The following is a 22,551-nucleotide window of genomic DNA, read 5'->3' as shown; positions in this document are numbered from 1 at the left end:
TTATCAATTGTCATTATCATAACCTTCAGGACGCTTCCATCTCACCGGAGCTTTAGGCTCAGGTTTCATTTTAAACTCCTGGGTTTCCAACAATTTAAGCGCTTCTGCAACGGCACGTTCCAACTGCGGGTCTTTACCCTGAAGCACCAATTTTGGTTCCTGTATAACTTCAATATCAGGGGAAATACCGACTCCCTCAACTGCCCATTCGCCATTGATATCATAGAAGCCACCACGCGGTGCCACCATTCTACCACCATCAATAAACCTTGGGGTGTCCCAGGTACCAACCAGTCCGCCCCAGGTTCTGGTACCAACCAGCGGGCCAATTTTCTTCATCTTGAACATATAAGGCAGTAAGTCCCCACCAGAACCAGCACGCTCATTAATCAACATAACTTTTGGCCCCCAGATACCGGCAATAGGAGAGGTCCATGGACGATTATCGTTGGCCTTGCTATTGAAATAACCAAATGGTTCGCGGGTTAAAACATCAATCATATAATCAGCTGCTGATCCGCCACCATTGTTTCTTTCGTCAAGAATTACACCTTTTTTATCTTGCTGAGAGAAATAATACCTATTGAAGCTGGTGAACCCACCACCACCAGTGTTGGGGATATAAACGTAGGCAAGCTTGCCACCGGACAATTCATCTACTTTTTTGATGTTCCCGTCAATCCAGTCGGTATAGCGAAGCATATATTCATTGCTCACTGGTTTAACATAAACAGTCTTAGCATCGGCCATGTCAGGTTTGTTGTTGACAGTAATTGAAACCGTTCGGCCTGCAGTTTGGGCAAGTAAGTCATACACATTTTGCGGTGCTTTTAATGGAGTTCCATTGATGGCCAAAAGGTAATCCCCTGTTTTAACACCCAATCCTGTAAGGCCAAGCGGGGCATTTATATCAGGATTCCATTGACCTCCATCATATATTTTGCTGAACGTGTAATATCCATTTTTGATGCTGTAGTCAGCACCAAGGAGGCCAACAGGCACTCGTTCAACATCAGGCATATCGCCACCAGATACGTATGAATGGCCTATCGCAACTTCTCCACTTAAGATATCAACTACATAATTTAAGTCGGTGCGGTGTTTAACATACTTTATCCACGGCTGGTACCAGCTGTAAACCTTGTCCCATGGGGCACCATGCACATTGTTAACATAGAGGAAGTCACGCATATAGCGCCAGCCTTCTTTAAAGATCTGTGCATATTCTTCATCGGGCACTATTTTCATTTTAGCTGAAATAGTCACTTTATCTTCACCCTTGGGTTTTCCTTTGCTCTCAGATATGCTCCAGCTACCGCTTTTATTAAATAATACTTTACCACCATCATTCGATGCTACTATGTCAGAAACGTTGTCTTCAAAATCAGAAGCCTTCTGCTTTTTGATATCGTAGCTGTGTATTTTGAGTCCTCTTTCATTGGGTATGGCCTCTCCAATGAAGACTTGATTGGACACCGATCTAATCAATCCTTGATAGTTTCTGGATGGAAGGTCTAAGGCAACGGCTCTGTTTTGAATATTGTTAAAATCAATGGTTACAGTCACCGACTTTGACTTATCATCAGATTTTGACTCCTCTTTCTTAGCTTCTTCATCATCACTTTGAGGAAGGTTAGGTGCCTTGCCATCAGCTTTTAACACAAGAGCATAAAGGCTTCTGTTAACAGCAGGATCGTATGAACTCATGTCTAGCCAGCCTGTATTTAGACCGTAGTCAGTACTTGCCAGGAAGTATAAATACTCTCCCGACTGATCCCATGTTGGGCTAATGGCATCTGCAAGTCCATCTGAAACCTGGGTAGCTTTTGAGGTTTGGGTGTCATAAATAAATATAGCCTTGAAGTGCGAATCCAGTTGCTTTTCATAAGCAATAAACCTGCTGTCTGGAGACCACACAGGATTCATCGTTCTGTTAGGATGAGCATATCGGTCGGTATCGACTTTCTTAACTTTTCCATCAGCAAGCGTGATCATCCAGATGTTGTAGTCTGTATCAGTGTAGGCTATGCTATTGCCATCAGGCGACCAATCTGGCCTGAAATAGAAAGTCGGGTTTTCCAATGAATAGGACTTTTGGTTTTTTCCAAACTGATCTGCTACCACCAGTTTGTACTCGCCACTGGCATCAGAAAACCATGCTATCTTATCACCTTTAGGCGACCAGATAGGGTAGCGGTCAGCTACACCGCTGCTTTGAGTTAGGTTTCTCCAGCTACCTTCTTCTTTGGGGAAAGTGAAGATATCACCTCGGTATTCAAAAATGGCCCTTTTGCCATTAGGGGATAAGTTTGGATTGGAAACATTGCCAGCGTTAACATCTACCCAACGTTCTCGGCTAAAGCTTAAGTCTCCGGCAACATTGATATTTAGTTGAGTGGTGGCTTTGGTGCCAGCATCCAAAACGTGCAGATAGCCGCCTTGTTCGTAAACTATTTTATTGTCTGAAGCATCAAGGCTTTTTACATCAAACTTTTTATGGAAGGTCATCTGTTCTTCCTGCTTGGTGGTGATATCGAAGCTCCAGATGTTGCTGGTATAATCTCTTTCTGACATGTAATAAACCTTATTGCCAATCCAAACAGGATCAAGATGTCTTTCTTTATCCAACTGCGGGGTTCTTACCAAGTCCTTCGTTTTCATATCCACTATCCAGATGGGCATGGCCTGACCACCACGGTAATTACGCCATTCAGGATCCCAGCCGGTAATTGGAGTGTAGGCGATATATTTTCCGTCAATAGAAATTTCACCATAAGCTGCCCTTGGAATATCGATCAACTCAGGTAGACCACCATTCGTGGAGATGGTGTAAAGCTGATTGGTTTGTGTTGGTCGCGCATTTCTTCCTGAACGGAAAATGATCTTACCATCGGGTGTCCATCCCTGAACAAAATCGGCAGAAGGGTGATAGGTTAACCTTTTTGGCGAACCTCCCGCAGCCGGGATGATATATACATCAGTATTGCCATCATACTCTGCTGTGAATGCTATCCATTTTTCATCATTAGAAAAGTGTGGCAGTGATTCATAACCTTCATTTGATGTTAATCGCACCGCATTTCCGCCACCGACAGGAGCCTTCCAAAGGTCATTGGCATAAACGAATACAACATCCGTAGACGATAATGTGGGTTGCCTTAGTAACATGGTGCCTTGTGAAAAGGCAATGTTTGCTGAGAACAGCAACAGCAAGCTTAGATATATTTTGTTCATAGTTTAGGGATTTTAATACAATCCTTAAACTACCATATATCTCAGGGATTTAAAAGTTGAATTACATGAATGAAATTCGAAATTTATCAAACTGCTCTAATCCAATTAGAAATTAAACTTTAGTAGCTTTTAAGGTAAGGTCGGGTTCATGAACGGTGAGAGATATAGCCTTGCCATCTACCATTTCAAAGGAAATTTCAACAGAAGTTGTTCCATTATAAACGAACCTGTTTTCACCTATTGGGTACAAACCACCTCCAAATTTACCCAGTTTGCCGAGAGCAAGCATCTTGCGCATGTTTACTTTAATGCTAAAGCCGTCATTAGGTCCATCTCCATACATATAATCGCCCGTATAATTTTCCAATGCGGTTTCTTCCAGCTTATTATATTGAGGGCCATCTGCATCTCCTAGTTTCTTGAGGTAGTCAATGAGCATTTCATTTTTAACCTTTTCAGCTGCAGTTATATCCTTACTTCGAGCGCCAATTTCGCAGTGGGTAAGCAGACTGATTCCATGTGGACCTGCTATTGTCTGCACTCCTGGAGTAGCTTCAATCATACCTTTGACCACTTCATATTCGCCTAACATAGCATAGGTAAAAATGTCTGGCCGGGCACCTTTACTCATCAAATAGGCTACAATATCCCTTCGCCCAACATGCGATGCAGCTCCAATGGCCGTTTCCCAATCACCGAATGCCCAGTCCCAGGTAGCACGGGAAAGTTCAGGTCTTTTGTCTACCAATTCTGATACTCTATCAAGGTTGAAGTGCGAAGCTCCCACAATCTCTGACACAATCTCATCATCAATAGAAGGGTAGCGATGGAAGAGCTCTCCATTGTACAATTTATCTGAGGATGGAAGGATGTTTTTAGAATAGCCAATGCTGGGAATTGAAACAGCGAGCATGCCAAAAATTGAACTTTTGACCAGTGCTCTTCTGGAAATAGAGTTTTTATCAGACATAATTTTTAAGGTTGTTGTTACTCTTTAAATTTAATTGTTTCAGATTTAATCAGAGAATCTTAGCATTGTTGTCCGTCTAAGGAATAGTGTTGTTTGTGGAATGTGATTAATTTAAAGGCAAAATATTATTCCTATGGCAAATGACATTCCTGCATTAATCAATTCTTTAAATGGTAGCCTACCGGAAAATGCTTATGAGATTTCAGACACATTAGGGCATATTGGTGAGGAAGAAGTGTTGGTGGCCATGCTTAAATTGCTTTCTCATGGAAATGATGAGAATAGAATCATTGCCTCCAGAACACTAGGCAAGCTCAAGGATAATGCTGCGGCCTTACCAAACCTACTAGAGGCAATAACAGCCAAGGAGAATGTGTCCATAGCTGGTGATTTGCTGGTGGCTTTAGAAGGGTTTGACATCAGTGACCGCTTTGTTGAAATATTCAAACTCTATCTTTTCGGCAGTTTTAAAGTGTCAAACATAGCCAAAGACCTGCTAGATTATAAAGAGTTTGACATTACGCCCCGGGTAATCAAAAAGGCCAAAAAACATTGGAATCACTACAGCAACAACATCAAACATGATGACGCCTACCAGCTTCGTAAGGTAGAGGTAGAAGAGATGTTTGAGGATATGGAGGATTTTACCAAAGGATAGGGCGAATTTTAGTGTTTGACATGGATCAAAAGCGATAGTGGGCAAAGTGGTTTTAGTTTAGACACAGCAATATTTAAACTAAATATTTGATTAGTTTATTTTTCAGTAAAAACCACTCTCGATGATCAAAATATAATTCCAATGTATTTTAAAAGCTGTTTAATTGGCTTTATTTAGTTATGTTTTACGAGAGTCATCTTGACTGAATTTATGCGTTGGTACTACTTGCTAATTCCTTTTGTCTTTGTTTATGGCCTGTCTTTAGGATTACAAACTGATGCCGCTGATAGCTTAAAAATACCCCCTTCTGAAACTTCTGACATTCATAATGAGATTAAAGCCCTACTTGATATCAGCAAGACATTAAGATCCAGAGATGTGGACTCAGCAAACTATTATGCTGAACTGGCTTTAGAACTTTCTACAACTAATGATTATGAATATGGGTTGATGGTAAGTCATTATAATTTGGGGATACTATTTAGAATTAAAGGCGATTATGATAAAACATTAAGTCATTACTTCGAATCTCTGAGCTTAGCTAAAAAGCTTGAGGATAATTACTATGAAATGGCACTCCTGAATGCAATAGGTGTTGTGCATAAAATTTACGGGAAGAATAAGTTAGCATTGAAATATTTCAACGAATGCTTAAACCAAATTATTGGTTTTCATACTCCAGAGGCATTAGGGTCAATCAAGAATAACATTGGTGAAGTTTACTTAGCCTTAAATGAATATGATAGTGCTCTAAAGTATGGCCTGGCTTCGTTGAGGGTGCGAACAAAAGTCAATGATACTGATGGGCAAGTTAAAACACTAAATAACCTAGGAAAAGTATATGCCAATAAGCAGAATTTTGACTCGGCAGCATACTATTTAAATAGAGCGTTGGCGCTAAGTAAATCAACGAAAAACCTTCTTGGTCAAACAGAAACTCAAATTGCTATTTCAGAGGCTTATCTAAAAGCAGGGAAATATGAAGAGAGCATATTGCGTGCGATGGAAGCTGAAACTTTAGCTAAAGCGTTAAATGCCAAATTTGAAAGATTGCAAGCCTACAAACTACTATCTGATGCCTACGCAAAGAAGTTGGATTATCATGAGGCATTCAATTATCAAAAGTTAGCAATGGCTTTAGGGGATAGTATTTTTAATGAAGAAAAAGAACGAGAAATCAGTCTGTTAAGATTGAACAGAGAAGCAGCTGAAAATGAATTGTTAAAAAATAAAAATGAACTTCAGGAAGTAACAATTCAAAAGCAGAAAGTTCACAATTTATCTACTATTATCATTTTAGTTATAGTATTTATTTTGGGGTTAGTTCTTTTATATCTGTTTCTTGTTAAACGCAAAACGAACATTATTCTTAGAGCCAAGGCTGAAGAATTACAGCATGCCAATGTGCTTAAAAATAAAATGCTGTCCATCATATCGCATGATGTAAGGGCTCCATTAAACAACTTGTACGGATTGATAAACCTTGTTAAGTCTGGGCAGGTGAATGAAGAAGAGTTCCAAAAATGGATTGGCAATCTGGCCAGTCAGGTAAGTGTCACCAGAAATTTTTTAGATAGCCTGTTGTATTGGGTAAGGTATCAAATAAGTCATGATTTGAAAAAAGAGGAAGTCTGCGAATTAAAATCAATTTTGGACAATGTTATAGAAATCTTGCAGGCTGAAATTGATGGAAAGGGTATTCGTTTAAAGCTTGATCTGGATGATAATATAAAGATAAAAACAGATAAGGAAGTAATGATACTGGTACTTAAAAACCTGTTGTCTAATGCCATTAAGTTTTCTCGCAGAGACGGTGAAATTGAGATTGAAACAAGTGTAAAACAACATGTAGTTGTGATGAGCATTAGAGATTACGGAGTTGGTATAGAAGAAGATAAGTTGGAAAAGCTATTTGATTTTGAATTACTTTATACAACTAAAGGAACATTAGGGGAAGTAGGAACGGGGCTTGGGCTATCATTCTGTATGGAGTTTTTAGAACTGAACGGAGGAAAGATTTGGGTTGAGAGTAAGGTCAATGAAGGCAGTGTTTTTTACTTGTCCATGCCACTAGCTAAATAGAATTTGAGTGTGGTTGCATAAATCTTAATCTGATATCATAGTCTTCCAAATGAGTTGAAATATAGGTCTCATTTGGTAAAAGCATCAATTAAAACGCTGTTTCCCTACTTTAAAGGGGCATTGAGCCCGCCTCGTTAAGATTTAGCTGTTCTCTCCACCTGTTTTAGGTTTTCGATCTTCTTATTTCTCAAGAAGCCGTTGATATCTTCGAAATGTTCTTTTACTCTTTTGTTGCCGAATTCGAAAACTTTGGTGGCCAGTCCGTCAAGGAAATCCCTATCGTGAGAAACCAGGATAATTGTGCCTTCAAAAGCTTTGAGGGCATCTTTCAAGATGTCCTTTGTTTTGATATCCAAATGGTTTGTGGGCTCATCCAGAATAAGAAGGTTAACTGGCTGAAGCAGCAATTTGATCATGGCCAGTCTGGTGCGCTCACCCCCTGAAAGCACCTTTACTTTCTTTTCTATAGTGTCCCCACCAAACATGAAGGCGCCTAAGAGGTCTTTGATTTTTGTACGCACATCGCCATGGGCAATTTCATCCACCGTCTGGAAAACGGTAAGGTTTTCATCCAATAATGAAGCCTGATTTTGAGCAAAGTAACCGATCATACTGTTATGGCCAACTTGCAAGCTGCCATCAAAATCAATTTCACCCATAATGGCCTTTACCAATGTGGATTTTCCTTCACCATTTTTACCAATGAAAGCAATTTTTTCTCCTCGTGAGATAGTCAAAGACACATCCTGAAATACAGTATGATCACCATATTTTTTTGTCAGCCCATCAGTGATAACAGGGTAGTTTCCAGAGCGGGGTGCAGGAGGGAATTTGATGTTTAATGCTGAAGTGTCCACTTCATCTACTTCTACAATCTCCATTTTCTCCAGCATTTTTACCCGTGACTGAACCTGTAAAGTTTTAGAGTATGTGCCTTTAAAACGATCGATGAATTGCTGAATATCTGCAATTTGCTTTGCCTGGTCATCAAATTGCTTTTGCTGCTGCTCTCTGCGCTCTTTTCTTAACTCCAGGTAATGACTGTAGTTTGTCTTGTAGTCATAGATTCTACCTCTTGTAATTTCTATTGTCCGGTTGGTCAGATTATCAACAAAAGCTTTATCATGGCTTATCACCATCACACCTTTGGCGCTATTTTTCAAAAAGTCTTCTAACCACTGCACAGATTCAATATCGAGGTGGTTTGTTGGCTCATCTAAAAGGATGAGGTCAGGCTTTTGCAATAGTATTTTTGCCAATTCAATACGCATTCTCCAACCACCACTAAACTCACCGGTAGACCTGGTGAAATCGCTTCTTAAGAAACCAAGGCCGAGCAAAGTCTTTTCTACTTCCGCATCATAATTGATCTCTTCAATGCTATAATATTTCTCGCTTAGTTCAGAAACCTCTTCAATGATTTTGCTGTAGGCATCAGATTCATAATCGGTACGGGTTTCCAGTTGATGATTCAGTTCCTCCATTCTGTTTTTCATATTCAGAATTTTAGAAAACGCTTTTGACGTTTCTTCAAAAACAGAGCAGTTATCTTCAGTAAGCAAATGCTGAGGCAAATAAGAAACGATGGCATCATTAGGCGCTGATACTTTCCCCTGAGTAGGTTTACTTACCCCCGCTATGATTTTTAATAATGTGGATTTACCAGCACCGTTTTTACCCATCAGGGCAATTCGGTCATTATTATTGATATTAAAAGTGATATTATTAAATAAGGTAGTGCCACTGAATTCAACACCTACTGCATCAACTGAAATCATAACTATTCAAATTTGGCCGCAAAGGTATTAGAGATTGCGATTAATCGGTCTATTGCTGTCAAATTAGTTTTATAACAACAATGATTTTAATCCAAATTATAAGTGCTTATAAGAAGATGATTATCTTCAAGCCATGAAACCTGCTACACTGGCCGAACTAAAAAAAGAGCTTAAATCAAGAAGCCCGGAAGAGTTACTACAAATCTGCCTTAGACTTGGGCGTTTCAAAAAGGACAATAAGGAATTATTGAGTTATTTGCTTTTTGATGCCCAGGACGAACAGGGCTATATAGAGGCCATCAAATATCACATTGATGATTCGATGGAGGAGGTTAATACTTCACACATTTACTACGCGAAAAAGGGGCTGCAGAAAATATTGAGAAGTTTGAATAAATACATTCGTTATTCGGGCAATAAACAAACAGAAGTTGAGGTGTTAATCCACTTTTGTACAGCGATAAGGGAGTCAACCATCGATGTAAATAGAAGTAACATAATCGCTAACCTTTATGACCGGCAGGTCAGTAAAATACACAAAGCTTTAACCAAACTTCATGAAGATGTTCAGGCTGATTATCAGTATCAGGTTAGCGAATTGTAAAAATTTGTCAGCATCACTGATTAAATGGATTAATTGATTTCGCTAATTTTGGGCGTGATTTTTAGTAAATCGGATTCATCTTTTAATCTGTTTCATCTGCGTTTCAAAGCTGCTTTTTAGAAGAAGATATTAGCCTTTTGAAGGTCAAACTTTTCGATCCAAAATTGATCAGAAGGCCAATCTCTAATTTATAAGCTTTAAGGTAGTTAAGAGCTTGAGCCATATGAACATCTTCTAATTCTTTGATGGCCTTTATTTCCACCAATACTTTGCCTTCTACAACAAAATCAGATCTCCGCGTTCCAATTGGTTCTGATAAATCTTTATAGAAGATATCCTGTTCAATTTCCCTGGCAAACTCAAGGTTCCGTTGACTCATCTCATAAGCCAATGCCCGTTGATAAATAACCTCTTGGAACCCGTTACCTAGAAAAGAATGAACATCAAATGAAGCACCTATGATCTTTTCAGTTATCTCTTTATAAAGTAAATCTGTGTTCATCTCTTCATCTTATTAATCAGTGCTTCAGACAATAACTGTTTGAAGATAACAAGTCAAAATTAAATTTTTACCATTCATACTTTAACTTTGACTAACCAAAACAAACACTGCCTCCAGGCGTTTTTTAAGTATCAGATTTAGAATCACCATGACAAAAAAGAAGAAACCGGATAACATAGTTTATAATATAGAGGAGGACAAGTATGATGCAGCCCTAAAACCTTACGGCACTAATGTGGGTGCGCCAGCAATACATACCGGGCATACTATAGCCTGGAAAAACAGAAATTTAGATAAGGTTAATAAGCAATTCGGGGCGCGTTATCATGAGATAAAAGCCCAGTATGAAGCTATGATGGAGCAGTTTGAGTACAATGAGCTTGTCTATGGTGCAAAGTTTAATTTTGAACCTATAGTTGGTTACACTTACCACATGTATAAAGACAAACATGAGGAGCTATTTTTATCTGTAATAGCTCCTCATGAATGTAATTTTCATTTCGTTGGTTCTTTTAGATTAAATGCAGATTTGATGTGGGAGAAGGTAGGATAAAACTACTCTTGCTTCCAAAAAATGATTCCACCAGCCTGCTTGCCCATATCAACTGATGCTACTTTAGCTGCCTTTTTCAGGTCAATAACATCCATAGTGCCGGGCTCACCACCAATGCCCTCAACTGAGACAAATGCATATTTACTGTCTGACGAGATAGAAACCCCATGCGATACTTTACGCGTATTCTTAACCCTTGCCAACTCTTTATTTTTCGCTAAATCCCAAACGCCAGTTTCTCCACTGCCTTTGTAGGTGGCAACCAGGTATTTGCCGTCAGGTGAAATATCAACATTATAAGGCGCTTTCCCAGTTTTTAAACGATTGGTAATCTCCCATTTTTCTAAATCTACTTCTAAAATCTCATCAGAGCCATTGCCAGCTACATATACCTTGTTGTTAGTAGGATGGGGTATAACCCACGTAGGTTTAACTTTGCTATGAAACATCTTGTCATGATTCATGCCTCCTTGACTCATTTTTGAGTGATCCATGGTGCCATGATCCATCTGTGAGTGATCCATTCCTCCCATACTGGCCATTTCACCCATTTCCTGCTTTTCTTCACCATCTAGCTTTAGCACACGGTCAACCTTGAGCCTTAGTGTGTTAATTTCAAATAACTCGCCTGACATCATACCTACAGAATAATGATACATGCCATCGGGTGAAATTCTGGAGCCATGAGGCATAACCCCTGTCTCAATGCGCTGCACTTCAATCATTTCCTCCGGATCAACAACAGAAACCGTGCTTGGCACCATATCACCATGAAGATTGAAATTAACACAATACAGAAGCCCTGTTGCTTCAGAAACCTGCAGCGAAGCGGGGAAAAGTCCCAATTCAACTTTTCCAACTACTTCATTGGTTTCTGTAGAGTATTTGTACAGTGTGCCATAAGGATTACCGTGAGCCAGCGACAAATACCAGTATTTGCCATCAGGACTCACATTGATACCATGAGGGCCTTCTATTTCTGCTGGCCAAACACCAACAGGAATAGTTTCTTCAACAACGGCTTCCTTGCCGTCAAATTTTATCAGCGCCACTTCATCTTCCGATTCTGCAGTAACATAGATATAGTAATTCTGCCCAACAGAAATTGAACTTAAGCCGACTAAAAATATTAATATTAAACTTCTCATAATCACTTGGTTTGAACAGCTGCATTTTCAGGAACTACAGGCTCCAGTTTGGCAGACCACAAGCCACTATTCCAATCAGAATAGAAAATATGGCCTTTGTATGGTTGTGCTCCCCAGGTGAATGGAGCATTTTTCACATACCCATCAGGATCTTCAGGCACAATCCAGGCAATTTCCCTTCCTTGTCGGTTAAGGTCGCCCAGTAATTCACCACTTAAATCAACCACTCTTACACCGGCATTGTAGAATGCTGCATATAAGATGTCATCTTCAATCCAGTAGTTATGTGACCCCGCAAAAGGAACTTGAAACCAGGCCACCTCTTTTGGGTTGTTTAAGTCAGAGAAGTCAATAACATGAAGGTAGCCAGCAGCTCTGCCAGGTTTTCTTCCGTCAGGGTCAAGGCCATAAGGAAATTCCTCATCACCTAAAATCACATAAAATTTACCCGTCTTTTTATCCTTATAAGGGAATGCAGCATGGTTTGATCCACTAGGGTATGCATAACTAGCAAACTGAACAGGGTTTGAAGGAGAACCACCTGCTATGCCATTTCCAACATCCACAAGTTGCACACCATCATCCCAGTTAGAGGAGTAAGCAATACCATTATCAACCCAAACGTCATGTATTGAATGACCGGGAGTATCTAATTCAAACTCGCCTACAATTTTTGGGTTCTTAGGATCTTCAATATTGATGGAATAGTATTTTCTGCCTGCACTTAATGCATAAACATGTTTTTGGTAAATAAACACATTGTGCACACCACCAGTTAAATTCTCAGAAAACTCAGAAATGATAGAAACATCTCTCGGATTTTTAACATCAATAATTACCAAACCATTTTTTCTATTGGAAGCACCTTCACGGGAAATGACGCATACTGTACCGTCTTCAGAAACCTTAACATCATTCACTGTACGGGCATCAACCTGTACCGAGTCGATCAGCACCAGTGCCGCAGGGTTGGTAACATCCCAAAAGTATGCTTTGCCATCAGCACCCCAGGTTCCTGTCACCGCATAATCTTTACCATCTACACCTTCCCAGATCCATAAGTCAGAGGTGTGTTTTGTACTTACAGAACCTCTACCTACCTGCTCTATTTTTCTTGACACATTTCTTTTTGCCGCGCTTACTGTTACTGAAGCGGCAGCTGGACCACTTGTAGCATTAAGTACATATAGCCCTGGTTGATCAGCCACAAACTTGCCTTCTTTGGTCATCAATCCCGATGGAGCCGCAGAAACATCATAAGACTCTCCAGAAAACGAATAGTTGATAGGCGCATCAGTTATAACCTTTCCATTTTTGTCCTTAGTTACAGCTTTCAATGTGAATACATCTCCTGACCGACCTTCGGTCATATCGGTAGTTAATTCAATCTTAGCGATTGGATTCTCTGTAATATTTAAATCCAGTTTGGTAGTTACACCACCTTCTACAGAAGCTGTAATAGTAGATTTACCTGCAGCAACGGCTATTACTTTATTGAAAGGGGCTGCTTTTACTATTTTTTCATTGGATGATGAAAGCTTCACCGCGATTTCAGGTCTTTCAAAACCAGCTTTGTCATATACTTTGATGTCTAAAGGAAAAGTAACGCCTGCATAAATTTTAGTTGGCACTTCACCAATCTCTATTTTAGCTATGGCAGCCGGTTCAATAATTACCTTGATATCAGATCTGAGTCTTCCACCTTCAGGGTTGGGGCTTATTACCACAACGGAATATTCACCATGTTTTATGGCGGTAGCAAGTCCTGTGCTATCAACTACCGAAAGTGCCCGTGCATCCCTTGAATAAAAAAGGTACTCCCGATCAGCCACCTTATTGCCTTTACTGTCCATCACAGCAGCCATTAGTTGTACAGATTCACCGATGTTCAGGGTAACGGGTTCTGAGTTTACTTTAAGGGTTAAGTCTTGCGCAAAGAGTGTTCCGCATGTAAATAGTGCGAGTGCTATTAGTTTTAGTTCTTTCATGATAGGATTTGGGTTAAGGATCATGAATTTAATGAATAAAAATGATTGGTCAATAGTCACGATTTTAAACTTGATGAGCGGTAGTGCTTGCTTTTGCTTGCAATTAGTTTAAAAAAGTGAGTTGACCCAGATCTCACCCATATTTAGGGGTGTTTTGGTTGATGTAATTGTAAAAATTACAGCTAACACATCAATATCAACCACTTGTATAAATATCATGAAGGAGAGCCCGTATTGACGTTTATTTGTAGCGAAATCGTTTTAAATAAATATATGGGAAAAGTAATTAGCGCCTTACTTCTGGTATTGATGATAGCAGGGCAGGCAGCAGCGACCACAGGGCCTGAGGGCAAGATGTACAAATTTAAAGTAGATCTGACAGTAGTAAAAGATGACAGGGTGCTGGTAGAACTTGAAGCTCCGAAAATTGATAAGGATGAGATCATCTATTATATGCCAAAGATTATTCCTGGTACCTATAGCATAGCAGACTATGGACGTTTTGTTGGAGACCTTAAAGCATTTGATAAAAAGGGCGGGGAGCTAGAGGTAGAAAGGCTTGATGATAATAGCTGGAAAATAAACAATGCCAAGAAGTTGATCAAGTTGACATATTGGGTAGAAGATTCATATGATTCTGACAAAGCGGGGCCGGATATATTTCAGCCTGCAGGAACGAATATCGAAGATGGAAAAAACTTTATCATTAATACTGCGGGGTTCTTCGGGTATTTTGAAGGGATGAAGCAAATGCCTATTGATTTTGACATTGTAAAACCAGGGAATTTTTATGGTGGCACAGGCCTGATTTCAAATAATGCATCAAACCTTAATGCATCGCTGGAAAAGGAAAATACGACAAGTGTAACTAAGAATGTTGACAGCTATAGTGTAGAAAACTATGACAGGCTCATCGATTCGCCTTTGATGTATTCAGAGGCTGACACAGCGATTATAAAAGTGGCAAATACCGAAGTTTTGATCAGCTCTTATTCACCGAATAAAATGGTGACAGCCAAAGATATAGCCGGAACCATAAGCGAAATTCTGACCGCTCAAAATCAGTATTTGGGTGGTAAGTTGCCTGTAGATAAATATGCCTTTGTTTTTTATTTTACTGATCAGCCTGTGACATCATACGGTGCACTGGAACATTCTTATTCATCAGTGTATTATATGCCTGAGAATAGAATAGAAGCCATGGAACAGCAGCTTCGTGATTTTGCAGCACATGAGTTCTTTCATATTGTCACACCTCTGAATATTCACTCAGAAGAGATTCATTACTTTGATTTTAATGACCCGAAAATGTCTAAGCATTTATGGATGTATGAAGGGGTAACGGAGTTTTTTGCGGGCAACATGCAGGTGAAGTACGATATCATTAGCAAGGAGGAATATTTACAGGTGCTGAGCCAAAAGATGTCTATTGCTTCTCAATTTTTAGATACTGTACCTTTTACTGATATCAGTAAGTATACTTTAGATAAATATTCTAACCAGTACTATAATGTGTATCAAAAAGGCGCTTTGATAGGAATGTCTTTGGATATCCTGTTAAGAGAGCTTTCTGAAGGCCAATATGGAATGCAGAACCTCATGGCAGACCTTGCAAAGCAGTATGGCAAAGATCAGGCGTTTACCGATGACGAATTGTTTGATAAAATTACTGACTTAACCTACCCTGAAGTTGGAGAGTTTTTGAATACCTATGTAGGTGGAGATAAGCCATTGCCATATGCAGAAATCTTTGAGAAGGTAGGGGTCAATTATTCTGCTGAGGAACATTATAAAGCCGTTGACCTTGGCATCACGCAGGCTTCTATAGGTGTTAATCCTGAACTACGTGCGCTTTTTATCAGCAATAAGGACGCTCTTAACGAGTTTGGACAGGCTGTGGGCTTTGAAAATGGAGATATTATATTACAAATCAATGGTGATGATATGCCTCCTTTAGGGCCTGAATTAGGAGCATACCTTGGTCAGAAACAGCAAGAACTGATAGTTGGTGAGCCCTATAGTTACACTGTAAAAAGAGGTGAGGAGGAAGTAACGCTGACTACAACCGTTATTGAGATTGATAAGGTGAGAATGCATGGATTATTCATTAATGAAGATGCTTCTGAAGAGCAGTTAAAAATTAGAAGTAGCTGGTTGGAAGCGAAGTAATAGCATTATAACTATCAAAAAGCCCGGCATACATTCTATCCCGGGCTTTTTTTTGACCTAAAATCAGAAGCTATTGATAATCAGCTTACAAGCTGACCTGAGTCATTATTAATTTGCGCATACAAGACTAATTTTATTTCAACAAAAAGAGAGGAGTTAGTCATGAAAAACATAGTAATATTAGGAAGTAATTTTGCTGGGTTCACAGCAGCACTTCGTTTGGCTCGTAAATTGAAAAGAAAAAGAGACGAGTTTAAAATCACTGTCGTTAGTCCAAGTAGAGATTTTCTCTATGTCCCGTCTTTAATCTGGGTACCTTTTGGAAGAAGAAAAATCAATGATATAAAATTTGATTTAAGACCGCTCTTTATTAAAAACAACATCGAATTTATCCAAAAAGCCGCAGAGCGCGTTGACCCTGACAACAATGTGGTGATTCTGCCTGATAATGAGAAATTGAAATATGATTATTTGGTAGTGGCCACCGGTGTAAAAATGAACTTTGATATTATAAAAGGCCTTAGACCAGAAGATAACATGATTCAAAATATAGTCATTCCAAAACTGGCCAATAAAACTTTAAATGCTTTCGAAGAATTGGTAAAAGACCCTGGCCCTGTCATTGTAGGAGCTACGCAAAGTGCCAGTTGTATGGGTGCTGCTTATGAGTATCTTTTCAATATGGACAAAGAGTTGAGGACAAGAAAAGTGCGTGACAAAGTAACACTCTATTGGATAACTCCAGAGCCATACCTTGGCAATTTTGGGATTGACGGTATGCCTGGTGGAGAAGGAATGCTCAAAATGTTTATGAAGCTTTACAATATCAAATGGATAGTAGATGCGAGTATAGAAACCATTGAGGAGGATAAGATCATTTTGAAAAGTGGCGAGGTGCTCCCTTACAAAATGGCCATGCTCATGCCTCCGTTTGAAGGTGCAGATGTTATGAAAAGAAGCAAAAAACTTGTTGATGCGAAGGGCTTTGTAGAAACTAATGCTGCTTATCAAAGTATCTATTATGACAATGTTTTTGCAGCTGGTTTGGCAGTTAAAGTTGCTCCTCCTTTTGAGATTAAAAACACTCCTTTTGGTGTGCCAAAAACAGGGTATCCTAGCGATGTAACTGGTAAGATAGTAGCTGAGAATATTTTCAGACTCATAACTGGTAAAAAGAAAATGGTAGAAAAAGAGTGGGGAAGAATACCAGCCCTATGTGTTATGGATGCAGGAAGAAAAGAGGTTTATTTAGTAGCCAACCACTTGTTCAAACCAAGACAGTTTGCCATTATGTTGCCTAACATATTTAACGACTTCGGTAAGGTTTTACTAGAGAAATACTTCCTCTGGAAAAACAGGCATGGGTATGCATGGCTGCCCTGATTGGCACATGGTTGAAAAAAGAAAGGCTATCAAATTGGTAGCCTTTCTTTTTGGGTTATAAAACTAATACACACTTAATGATGATATAATTTCTCCTTCCTTTTTTCCAGTTGGCGTTTTACAGCTTCTATTGTTTTGGTTATTGCTAGGTTAAAATTATCCGCGCTTTCTTTAATAAAAATAGGGTTGCCGGGTAGTCTGATTTCAACTTCGCAAAGGCAATTACCTACTGCGGCATTGTCTTTCCTGAAGTACACAAATGCAGCTGTAATCCAATCATAACGCTCACTTATTTTGGCTACTTCTTCGTTGACCCTTGTTTCTAACTCTTCATTTCGGGCGGTTTCTACAAATTCTATTATCGTTTTCATGGCCTTTCTTTTTCTTCAAAAGTGAGCCCTAACAACAACAAGACTCATGACCATCGGCACATAAAATGCTGATAGATATCAGTTGAAATCTCTGGCACTATTTTGACTCAACCACTTCACCATCCATGGAAACTTTATTCTTTACATAAGTCTCTAGCCACTGGTCCTGCTCCCACAAAAGGTGCATGATACTTTCTTTGGCCCTGTAGCCATGACTTTCTTTAGGCAGCATTACAAGTCTTGCTGTTGCCCCTAAACCTTTTAGCGCATTAAAGTAACGCTCACTTTGCATAGGATAGGTTCCAGAGTTGTTGTCAGCCTCACCATGTACCAGCAACAATGGATGCTTCATTTTATCAGCATGCATGAATGGTGACATAGTATAATAGGTCTCTGGAGAGTCCCAATAAGACCGTTCTTCACTCTGAAAGCCAAATGGAGTAAGCGTTCTGTTATAGGCACCACTTCTAGCTATGCCAGCTGCAAAAAGATCAGAGTGTGTCAATAGGTTGGCCACCATAAAGGCACCATAAGAGTGACCACCAACACCAACCCGGTTTCTGTCAATGTAGCCCATTTCGTCAATAGCATCAATGGCCGCTTTGGCATTGGCTACCAACTGCTGTCTGAAAGTATCATTAGGCTCTTCATCTCCTTCTCCCACAATTGGGAAGGCAGCATCGTCAAGTACTGCATAACCTCTTGTTACCCAGTAAATGGGTGATCCATAATAAGGATAAATAAACTCGTTAGGATTAGAGGTGGTCTGTCCGGCACTTTGCTTGTCCTTATATTCGCGTGGATATGCCCACAAAACCATTGGCAGCTTTTCCTTCTTCTCAAAATCGTAACCGGCAGGAAGGTACAGCGTACCATTAAGGTCTAAACCATCGTCTCTTTTATAATTCACTACCTCTTTGTGTACACCTTGCAGCGCCTTAAAAGGATTTTCAAAGAAGGTCATAGGGGTAAGCTCTTCTTTGTAGATGTTGCGCTTGTAGTAATTCGGATATTCTGACTGCGACTCTATTCTCACGAGAATATCTCCAGAGGCCATGTCCAATGCTGAATACAGGTTTTCCAACTTGTCAGTATAAGCAGATTGATATACCCTGTCCTTTTTCTGGGTTTTTAAATTTAGCTTATCAACAAAAGGAAATTGCCCCTTATCGGTATATCCTTCACCCAATAAAAAGGCATTGCCATCAACCAGGCTTAGTGTTTCTTTATTGTATTTATTCTTCTTGGTAACAAAATCCCCTGGGTCGCTGTAGTTATCCTGATAGTTCCTGTCGGTTATTACTATTGGTTTCTTTGCACTATTGTTAGGATTAAAAAGGTAAACCTTTGAATTTCTGGTATTCCACCAGTAATCATAAGCAATGGCATTATTTTCATCACCCCATTCTACACCGGCAAACCTGCCTATGGTTTTCATCATGGGTTTGGGCTTTCCTGTAAATGGTGCTTTCAGTTGAAATACTTCATCCCTGAACTCCACTTCTTTGTCAGGGTCACCACCATCAAGAGCTTCTGCCCATACCAATGTTGCTGCTTCATCATTTCTCCACTGCATGGACCTGCGGCCTTCATGGGTAGCCATAAAACCCTGCGGCATAACTTCAATTAAAGGGATATCCAATACCTTTTGTACTAAATTGCCTTCTTTGCTGAATACATTAGCTTCTTCAGGAAACCTACGGTAGGTCACGAGGTATGAAAATGGCTTTTTGATTTTGCTGACCATTACATACTCTCCATCTGGTGAGAAGGAAATGTCAGTGTACATGGCAGTAGGCAGAAAATCTGATGTTTCACCTTTTAAACTAACCTTCTTGATAGTTGATAAAGCAAGCTGTTCAAAGTTCTGCTCATCATTGGGGTTTTTAAGCAAATCCTGATAGGTTCTGTTCTGTGCTTTGGCACCACTGCTTACCGAAATGGTCGGCCCATCCGGTACTGCCTCTGAAGCGATAATTAATGGCTTTCTGTCATCAGGCAAAAGCTTAACCAGTAAGCTTTTGCTATCCGAAAACCAGATAAGGGCATCATCCATGTTGGCATTTATAACAGCATCAACTATTTTCTCGGCTTTGCCATTGGCAATATCCAGTATCCAACCCTCAACACCATCTTTTGTGGTATGGGTAAAGCTCATTTTAGTTTCATCTGGTGACCATTGGAAATTTGCCAATCTTGGGTTTGAAGGAAGACCCGTAACCTGCTTATTGGTTTTGTCATAGGCCTTTTTGGTTTCTATATTGTTGTAATAGGTAGTCCTGCTACCAATATTAGTCTTTGGATTTATTCTTAAACCACCAAGCCTCATCTCTGTCTCGGAGAGCTCTGCAATGGTTTTGAAAGCATCGCGATAAATAAGAACGATATTTTCAGCTTTACTATCAATGCGCACCCATGGTGCCAGCGGTACATCCACCAACTCTTTTATTTCAGCGGGCGGTTCCTGATAGGTAAGGGCACCTTGTGCAAATGCAGAAATGCTGGTGCAAATGAAAAAACAGTAAGCAAGTAATCTTTTCATGGTTTTTGATGATTAATGAAGTCATAAATTACAAACCAGACCTCGAAATAGGAAGCGTAATTATATAGATGGGCTAATAAAAGAATTACTGGTAACCATAAATGTAGTTGAGGGTACATTTCAAATTGTCATATCCTTGTGGCCATAAAGGATACTTTAATAGACCTCCAACTCATTTGCCTATAGACAGTTTGGTTTAAACTCTTTTCATAGGGCTGATAATCGGGATTTTTACAGTAAAAGCCTATGTTTCGCAGAGGCCTCACCCATCTTCGGCTATCGTGTTGGCTCCATAAATGCTCCCTCTCCAAGTTGGAGAGTGCATTCAAACTGTGCGCAAGCTCAGCTTTTTGAGGGGTGAGGCTTCTTTGAATGCAAGACATGTTAAAATCATTAAGCGACAATTTGAAATGCACCCGTACTTGAGTTATTTAAACCATAGCGATATGGCCAATCCTGTAACAGTAACAACCAATACCCTTTTTATCCATTTGTCACCAACTTTTACTGACCATCTACTGGTTAGCCAGCCACCAATGGCATTGCCCAAAGCGAGTGTGAGTCCATACGTCCAGTTGATGGCATCTTCATAAATAAAAACAGCCACGGCAGAAAGGGTATAAATAAGCGCAACAAATACTTTGGCACTGTTGGTTTTTACCAGACTAAAACCGTTGATGCTGGTAAGCGCTGCAATCATTAAAAACCCTACACCTGCCTGGATGAAGCCCCCATAGATACCAATAAAGAAAAAGGTGAAAATGCCTATTAGGGTTGATTTGGTATCCGTCTTTTCGTGTATGGCAGTTGCAGTTTTAAAAGGCTTAAATACTGTAAGCAAGACCACGGCTATCATAATAATGGCGATAATCCTGTTGAAGAGTTCATCATCTAAATCCACGGAAATTTTAGCACCTATAATGGCTCCTACAAAGGCCGATAAAGCAATATAAAGACTGTAAGGCCAGGCATGAATGCCTTTGGACCTGAAGCCTGCCACAGCAAAAATGTTCTGCCCTATAATACCCAACCGGTTAGATGCATTGGCAATGGGTGAGGGTAGTCCCATAAAGATTAAGACAGGTAATGAAACTAAAGAGCCACCCCCTGAGGTGACATTTAAGAAGCTGGCGACCATGCCGGTGCCAACTAATAGCAGGCCTTCAAGTATTGTCATAAACTAAACTAATGATTTTTTTGATAGGAGGTTCTTTTGCCTGTAAAACAAAAAAGCCAGCATGCGCTGGCTCATCTGAAGTTTATTTTAAAACCTATTTGTTAGGTTGATATTGATATACGCCATCAAGCTGATCTGCCGAATTGAGCGTATAGCCAAGATCTTTAATCAAACCATCCTTTAAGCTATAAACCCAGCCATGGATGATAGGAAAATCACCATTATCCCACTCTTCCTGAATGAAAGACACCTTGGCAAGGTTTCTCACCTGTTCCAATATGTTTAATTCAACATAACGCTCGCCACGTTCTTCTTCATTCTCAATGGCATCAAGCTCTTTTTGGTGATACCTGTAAGAATCTTTGATATGTAACAACCAGTTATCAAGGAAACCGAAGTTTTTATTGCTCATGGCCGCCAATACACCTCCACAGCCATAGTGACCACAAACGATTATGTGCTTAACTTTTAAAACCTTAACAGCATAATTTACCACACTTAATAGGTTAGAGTCGGTATGCACTACCATGTTGGCAATGTTTCTTTGAACGAAGATAGAACCAGGCAAGGTATTGGTAATTTCAGTGGCAGGTACGCGGCTATCAGAACAACCTATCCATAAAAATTCTGGTTTCTGCGACTTTGAAAGTTTTGTGAAAAAATCGGGGTTGAATTTTTTAGTGTTCTCCACCCATTTCATATTTCCTTCCAAAAGTAGTTTGTGACTATCGCTCATGTTATATTCTTGTTTAATTGATGTTGAAATATAAAAATAGCAGATATGTTTTAAAATCGAATTGATTAATGAGAAAATAGATGATGATAATTGTAGTTGCTGTGTTAGAGAAACCTTAATTTATCATCAGTTCAACCTTTACCTTTACCTCATCAGAAAGTACCCAGCTATTTCCCCCAACACCAAAGTCACGCCTGTCTAGCTCAAAACTGGCGTTGAAATGTTGTTTGCTATTTTCTTTTTTAACAGTAAAAGGTATTACCAGTTCTTTTGTTAAGTCTTTCATGGTTAGCATAAAAACGCCTTCATAACCATAGCTTTTTTTAACTATGGAGGTGGACTCCATTTTTATTACCTGATATTGATCCACATCAAAATAGTCTTCCTTTTTCAGATGCCTATCACGCAAGCCCACACCAGTATCTATGGTAGCAGGATCAATGGTTACAATTATTTTTGAGTTGGAAGGCTGTAGCATATCAAAATCTATGTTGCCTTGCAGCCCGCTAATACTACCATCTACATTGAGGCCAGTATTTTTAACTACGAATGTGACTGAACCTGTCAGTGGCTTCATTGATTGGGCAAAAGATATATTCCCGAGAAGCAGAAGGACAAGAGTCAATAAGTGTTTTTTCATAATCAGTGATTTGTAT

The 22,551-nt window shown here is 39.6% G+C and carries 17 protein-coding genes; 6 read left to right on the top strand and 11 right to left on the bottom strand.

Annotated elements, in window-relative coordinates; all coding sequences use genetic code 11:
- Nucleotides 1-3: 3 nt before the first annotated feature.
- Both RIB54_RS16795 and RIB54_RS16790 read right to left on the bottom strand, forming a co-directional pair.
- Complete coding sequence (locus tag RIB54_RS16795; protein ID WP_350101967.1) at nucleotides 4-3,234, bottom strand: S41 family peptidase; 3,231 nt, start codon at nucleotides 3,232-3,234, stop codon at nucleotides 4-6.
- 112 nt (nucleotides 3,235-3,346) lie between these two features.
- On the bottom strand, nucleotides 3,347-4,204 hold the full coding sequence (locus RIB54_RS16790) for a hypothetical protein (protein WP_350101966.1): 858 nt from the start codon (nucleotides 4,202-4,204) through the stop codon (nucleotides 3,347-3,349).
- Nucleotides 4,205-4,337: 133 nt separating this feature from the next.
- Here RIB54_RS16790 and RIB54_RS16785 point away from each other — a divergent pair, with 133 nt between their 5' ends.
- Both RIB54_RS16785 and RIB54_RS16780 read left to right on the top strand, forming a co-directional pair.
- Nucleotides 4,338-4,862 carry a HEAT repeat domain-containing protein gene (locus tag RIB54_RS16785; RefSeq protein WP_350101965.1) on the top strand — a complete coding sequence of 175 codons (525 nt, stop codon included), beginning with the start codon at nucleotides 4,338-4,340 and terminating at the stop codon, nucleotides 4,860-4,862.
- Between the two features lie 210 nt (nucleotides 4,863-5,072).
- Nucleotides 5,073-6,944, top strand: coding sequence for a tetratricopeptide repeat-containing sensor histidine kinase (locus RIB54_RS16780; RefSeq protein WP_350101964.1), 1,872 nt, complete (start codon nucleotides 5,073-5,075; stop codon nucleotides 6,942-6,944).
- 134 nt (nucleotides 6,945-7,078) lie between these two features.
- Here RIB54_RS16780 and RIB54_RS16775 read toward each other — a convergent pair whose 3' ends face one another.
- A complete protein-coding gene (locus RIB54_RS16775) occupies nucleotides 7,079-8,722 on the bottom strand; it encodes an ABC-F family ATP-binding cassette domain-containing protein (protein ID WP_350101963.1) in 1,644 nt (547 codons plus the stop codon).
- A 133-nt stretch (nucleotides 8,723-8,855) separates the two neighbouring features.
- Between RIB54_RS16775 and RIB54_RS16770 the strand changes: the two genes are divergently transcribed.
- Nucleotides 8,856-9,326, top strand: a complete 471-nt coding sequence (locus RIB54_RS16770; protein ID WP_350101962.1) for a hypothetical protein — start codon at nucleotides 8,856-8,858, stop codon at nucleotides 9,324-9,326.
- A 103-nt stretch (nucleotides 9,327-9,429) separates the two neighbouring features.
- Here RIB54_RS16770 and RIB54_RS16765 read toward each other — a convergent pair whose 3' ends face one another.
- Entirely contained in the window at nucleotides 9,430-9,828 is a 399-nt protein-coding gene (locus RIB54_RS16765) for a GxxExxY protein (RefSeq protein WP_350063331.1), read from the bottom strand.
- 148 nt (nucleotides 9,829-9,976) lie between these two features.
- Here RIB54_RS16765 and RIB54_RS16760 point away from each other — a divergent pair, with 148 nt between their 5' ends.
- Nucleotides 9,977-10,381 carry a DUF2452 domain-containing protein gene (locus RIB54_RS16760; protein ID WP_350101961.1) on the top strand — a complete coding sequence of 135 codons (405 nt, stop codon included), beginning with the start codon at nucleotides 9,977-9,979 and terminating at the stop codon, nucleotides 10,379-10,381.
- A 2-nt stretch (nucleotides 10,382-10,383) separates the two neighbouring features.
- Here the strand turns inward: RIB54_RS16760 and RIB54_RS16755 are convergent, their stop codons facing one another.
- Together RIB54_RS16755 and RIB54_RS16750 are read right to left on the bottom strand one after the other, a co-directional pair.
- Complete coding sequence (locus tag RIB54_RS16755; RefSeq protein WP_350101960.1) at nucleotides 10,384-11,529, bottom strand: YncE family protein; 1,146 nt, start codon at nucleotides 11,527-11,529, stop codon at nucleotides 10,384-10,386.
- A 2-nt stretch (nucleotides 11,530-11,531) separates the two neighbouring features.
- Nucleotides 11,532-13,517, bottom strand: coding sequence for an LVIVD repeat-containing protein (locus RIB54_RS16750; RefSeq protein WP_350101959.1), 1,986 nt, complete (start codon nucleotides 13,515-13,517; stop codon nucleotides 11,532-11,534).
- A 273-nt stretch (nucleotides 13,518-13,790) separates the two neighbouring features.
- Here RIB54_RS16750 and RIB54_RS16745 point away from each other — a divergent pair, with 273 nt between their 5' ends.
- The gene (locus RIB54_RS16745) at nucleotides 13,791-15,686 is read left to right on the top strand and encodes a M61 family metallopeptidase (protein WP_350101958.1); all 1,896 of its coding nucleotides are present in this window, start codon (nucleotides 13,791-13,793) and stop codon (nucleotides 15,684-15,686) included.
- A gap of 162 nt (nucleotides 15,687-15,848) precedes the next feature.
- Nucleotides 15,849-17,069, top strand: a complete 1,221-nt coding sequence (locus RIB54_RS16740; protein WP_350101957.1) for an NAD(P)/FAD-dependent oxidoreductase — start codon at nucleotides 15,849-15,851, stop codon at nucleotides 17,067-17,069.
- A 74-nt stretch (nucleotides 17,070-17,143) separates the two neighbouring features.
- On the opposite strand, the gene RIB54_RS16735 is transcribed toward RIB54_RS16740, so the two are convergent.
- The 5 genes from RIB54_RS16735 to RIB54_RS16715 all read right to left on the bottom strand — a co-directional run bounded on the left by RIB54_RS16735 (nucleotide 17,144) and on the right by RIB54_RS16715 (nucleotide 22,535).
- Nucleotides 17,144-17,440 (bottom strand): HPF/RaiA family ribosome-associated protein, encoded by a 297-nt coding sequence (locus RIB54_RS16735; RefSeq protein WP_350101956.1) that lies wholly within the window; start codon nucleotides 17,438-17,440, stop codon nucleotides 17,144-17,146.
- A gap of 97 nt (nucleotides 17,441-17,537) precedes the next feature.
- Nucleotides 17,538-19,982, bottom strand: coding sequence for an alpha/beta hydrolase family protein (locus RIB54_RS16730; protein WP_350101955.1), 2,445 nt, complete (start codon nucleotides 19,980-19,982; stop codon nucleotides 17,538-17,540).
- Nucleotides 19,983-20,409: 427 nt separating this feature from the next.
- On the bottom strand, nucleotides 20,410-21,159 hold the full coding sequence (locus RIB54_RS16725; RefSeq protein ID WP_350101954.1) for a sulfite exporter TauE/SafE family protein: 750 nt from the start codon (nucleotides 21,157-21,159) through the stop codon (nucleotides 20,410-20,412).
- 94 nt (nucleotides 21,160-21,253) lie between these two features.
- Nucleotides 21,254-21,895, bottom strand: coding sequence for a carbonic anhydrase (locus RIB54_RS16720; RefSeq protein WP_350063322.1), 642 nt, complete (start codon nucleotides 21,893-21,895; stop codon nucleotides 21,254-21,256).
- Between the two features lie 115 nt (nucleotides 21,896-22,010).
- Nucleotides 22,011-22,535 (bottom strand): YceI family protein, encoded by a 525-nt coding sequence (locus tag RIB54_RS16715; protein ID WP_350101953.1) that lies wholly within the window; start codon nucleotides 22,533-22,535, stop codon nucleotides 22,011-22,013.
- Nucleotides 22,536-22,551: the final 16 nt, after the last annotated feature.

It is taken from the genome of Fulvivirga sp. (assembly GCF_040218215.1).
Taxonomy (GTDB): Bacteria; Bacteroidota; Bacteroidia; order Cytophagales; family Cyclobacteriaceae; genus Fulvivirga.
Note: the sequence above shows the minus strand (reverse complement) of the source record. Positions and strands in the feature narration are given on the sequence as shown.

What these genes read in the sequence shown, in the direction of transcription:
- RIB54_RS16795 (WP_350101967.1), bottom strand. Translation starts at nt 3,234, where the DNA reads ATGAACAAAATATATCTAAGCTTGCTGTTGCTGTTCTCAGCAAACATT.
- RIB54_RS16790 (WP_350101966.1), bottom strand. Translation starts at nt 4,204, where the DNA reads ATGTCTGATAAAAACTCTATTTCCAGAAGAGCACTGGTCAAAAGTTCA.
- RIB54_RS16785 (WP_350101965.1), top strand. Translation starts at nt 4,338, where the DNA reads ATGGCAAATGACATTCCTGCATTAATCAATTCTTTAAATGGTAGCCTA.
- RIB54_RS16780 (WP_350101964.1), top strand. Translation starts at nt 5,073, where the DNA reads ATGCGTTGGTACTACTTGCTAATTCCTTTTGTCTTTGTTTATGGCCTG.
- RIB54_RS16775 (WP_350101963.1), bottom strand. Translation starts at nt 8,722, where the DNA reads ATGATTTCAGTTGATGCAGTAGGTGTTGAATTCAGTGGCACTACCTTA.
- RIB54_RS16770 (WP_350101962.1), top strand. Translation starts at nt 8,856, where the DNA reads ATGAAACCTGCTACACTGGCCGAACTAAAAAAAGAGCTTAAATCAAGA.
- RIB54_RS16765 (WP_350063331.1), bottom strand. Translation starts at nt 9,828, where the DNA reads ATGAACACAGATTTACTTTATAAAGAGATAACTGAAAAGATCATAGGT.
- RIB54_RS16760 (WP_350101961.1), top strand. Translation starts at nt 9,977, where the DNA reads ATGACAAAAAAGAAGAAACCGGATAACATAGTTTATAATATAGAGGAG.
- RIB54_RS16755 (WP_350101960.1), bottom strand. Translation starts at nt 11,529, where the DNA reads ATGAGAAGTTTAATATTAATATTTTTAGTCGGCTTAAGTTCAATTTCT.
- RIB54_RS16750 (WP_350101959.1), bottom strand. Translation starts at nt 13,517, where the DNA reads ATGAAAGAACTAAAACTAATAGCACTCGCACTATTTACATGCGGAACA.
- RIB54_RS16745 (WP_350101958.1), top strand. Translation starts at nt 13,791, where the DNA reads ATGGGAAAAGTAATTAGCGCCTTACTTCTGGTATTGATGATAGCAGGG.
- RIB54_RS16740 (WP_350101957.1), top strand. Translation starts at nt 15,849, where the DNA reads ATGAAAAACATAGTAATATTAGGAAGTAATTTTGCTGGGTTCACAGCA.
- RIB54_RS16735 (WP_350101956.1), bottom strand. Translation starts at nt 17,440, where the DNA reads ATGAAAACGATAATAGAATTTGTAGAAACCGCCCGAAATGAAGAGTTA.
- RIB54_RS16730 (WP_350101955.1), bottom strand. Translation starts at nt 19,982, where the DNA reads ATGAAAAGATTACTTGCTTACTGTTTTTTCATTTGCACCAGCATTTCT.
- RIB54_RS16725 (WP_350101954.1), bottom strand. Translation starts at nt 21,159, where the DNA reads ATGACAATACTTGAAGGCCTGCTATTAGTTGGCACCGGCATGGTCGCC.
- RIB54_RS16720 (WP_350063322.1), bottom strand. Translation starts at nt 21,895, where the DNA reads ATGAGCGATAGTCACAAACTACTTTTGGAAGGAAATATGAAATGGGTG.
- RIB54_RS16715 (WP_350101953.1), bottom strand. Translation starts at nt 22,535, where the DNA reads ATGAAAAAACACTTATTGACTCTTGTCCTTCTGCTTCTCGGGAATATA.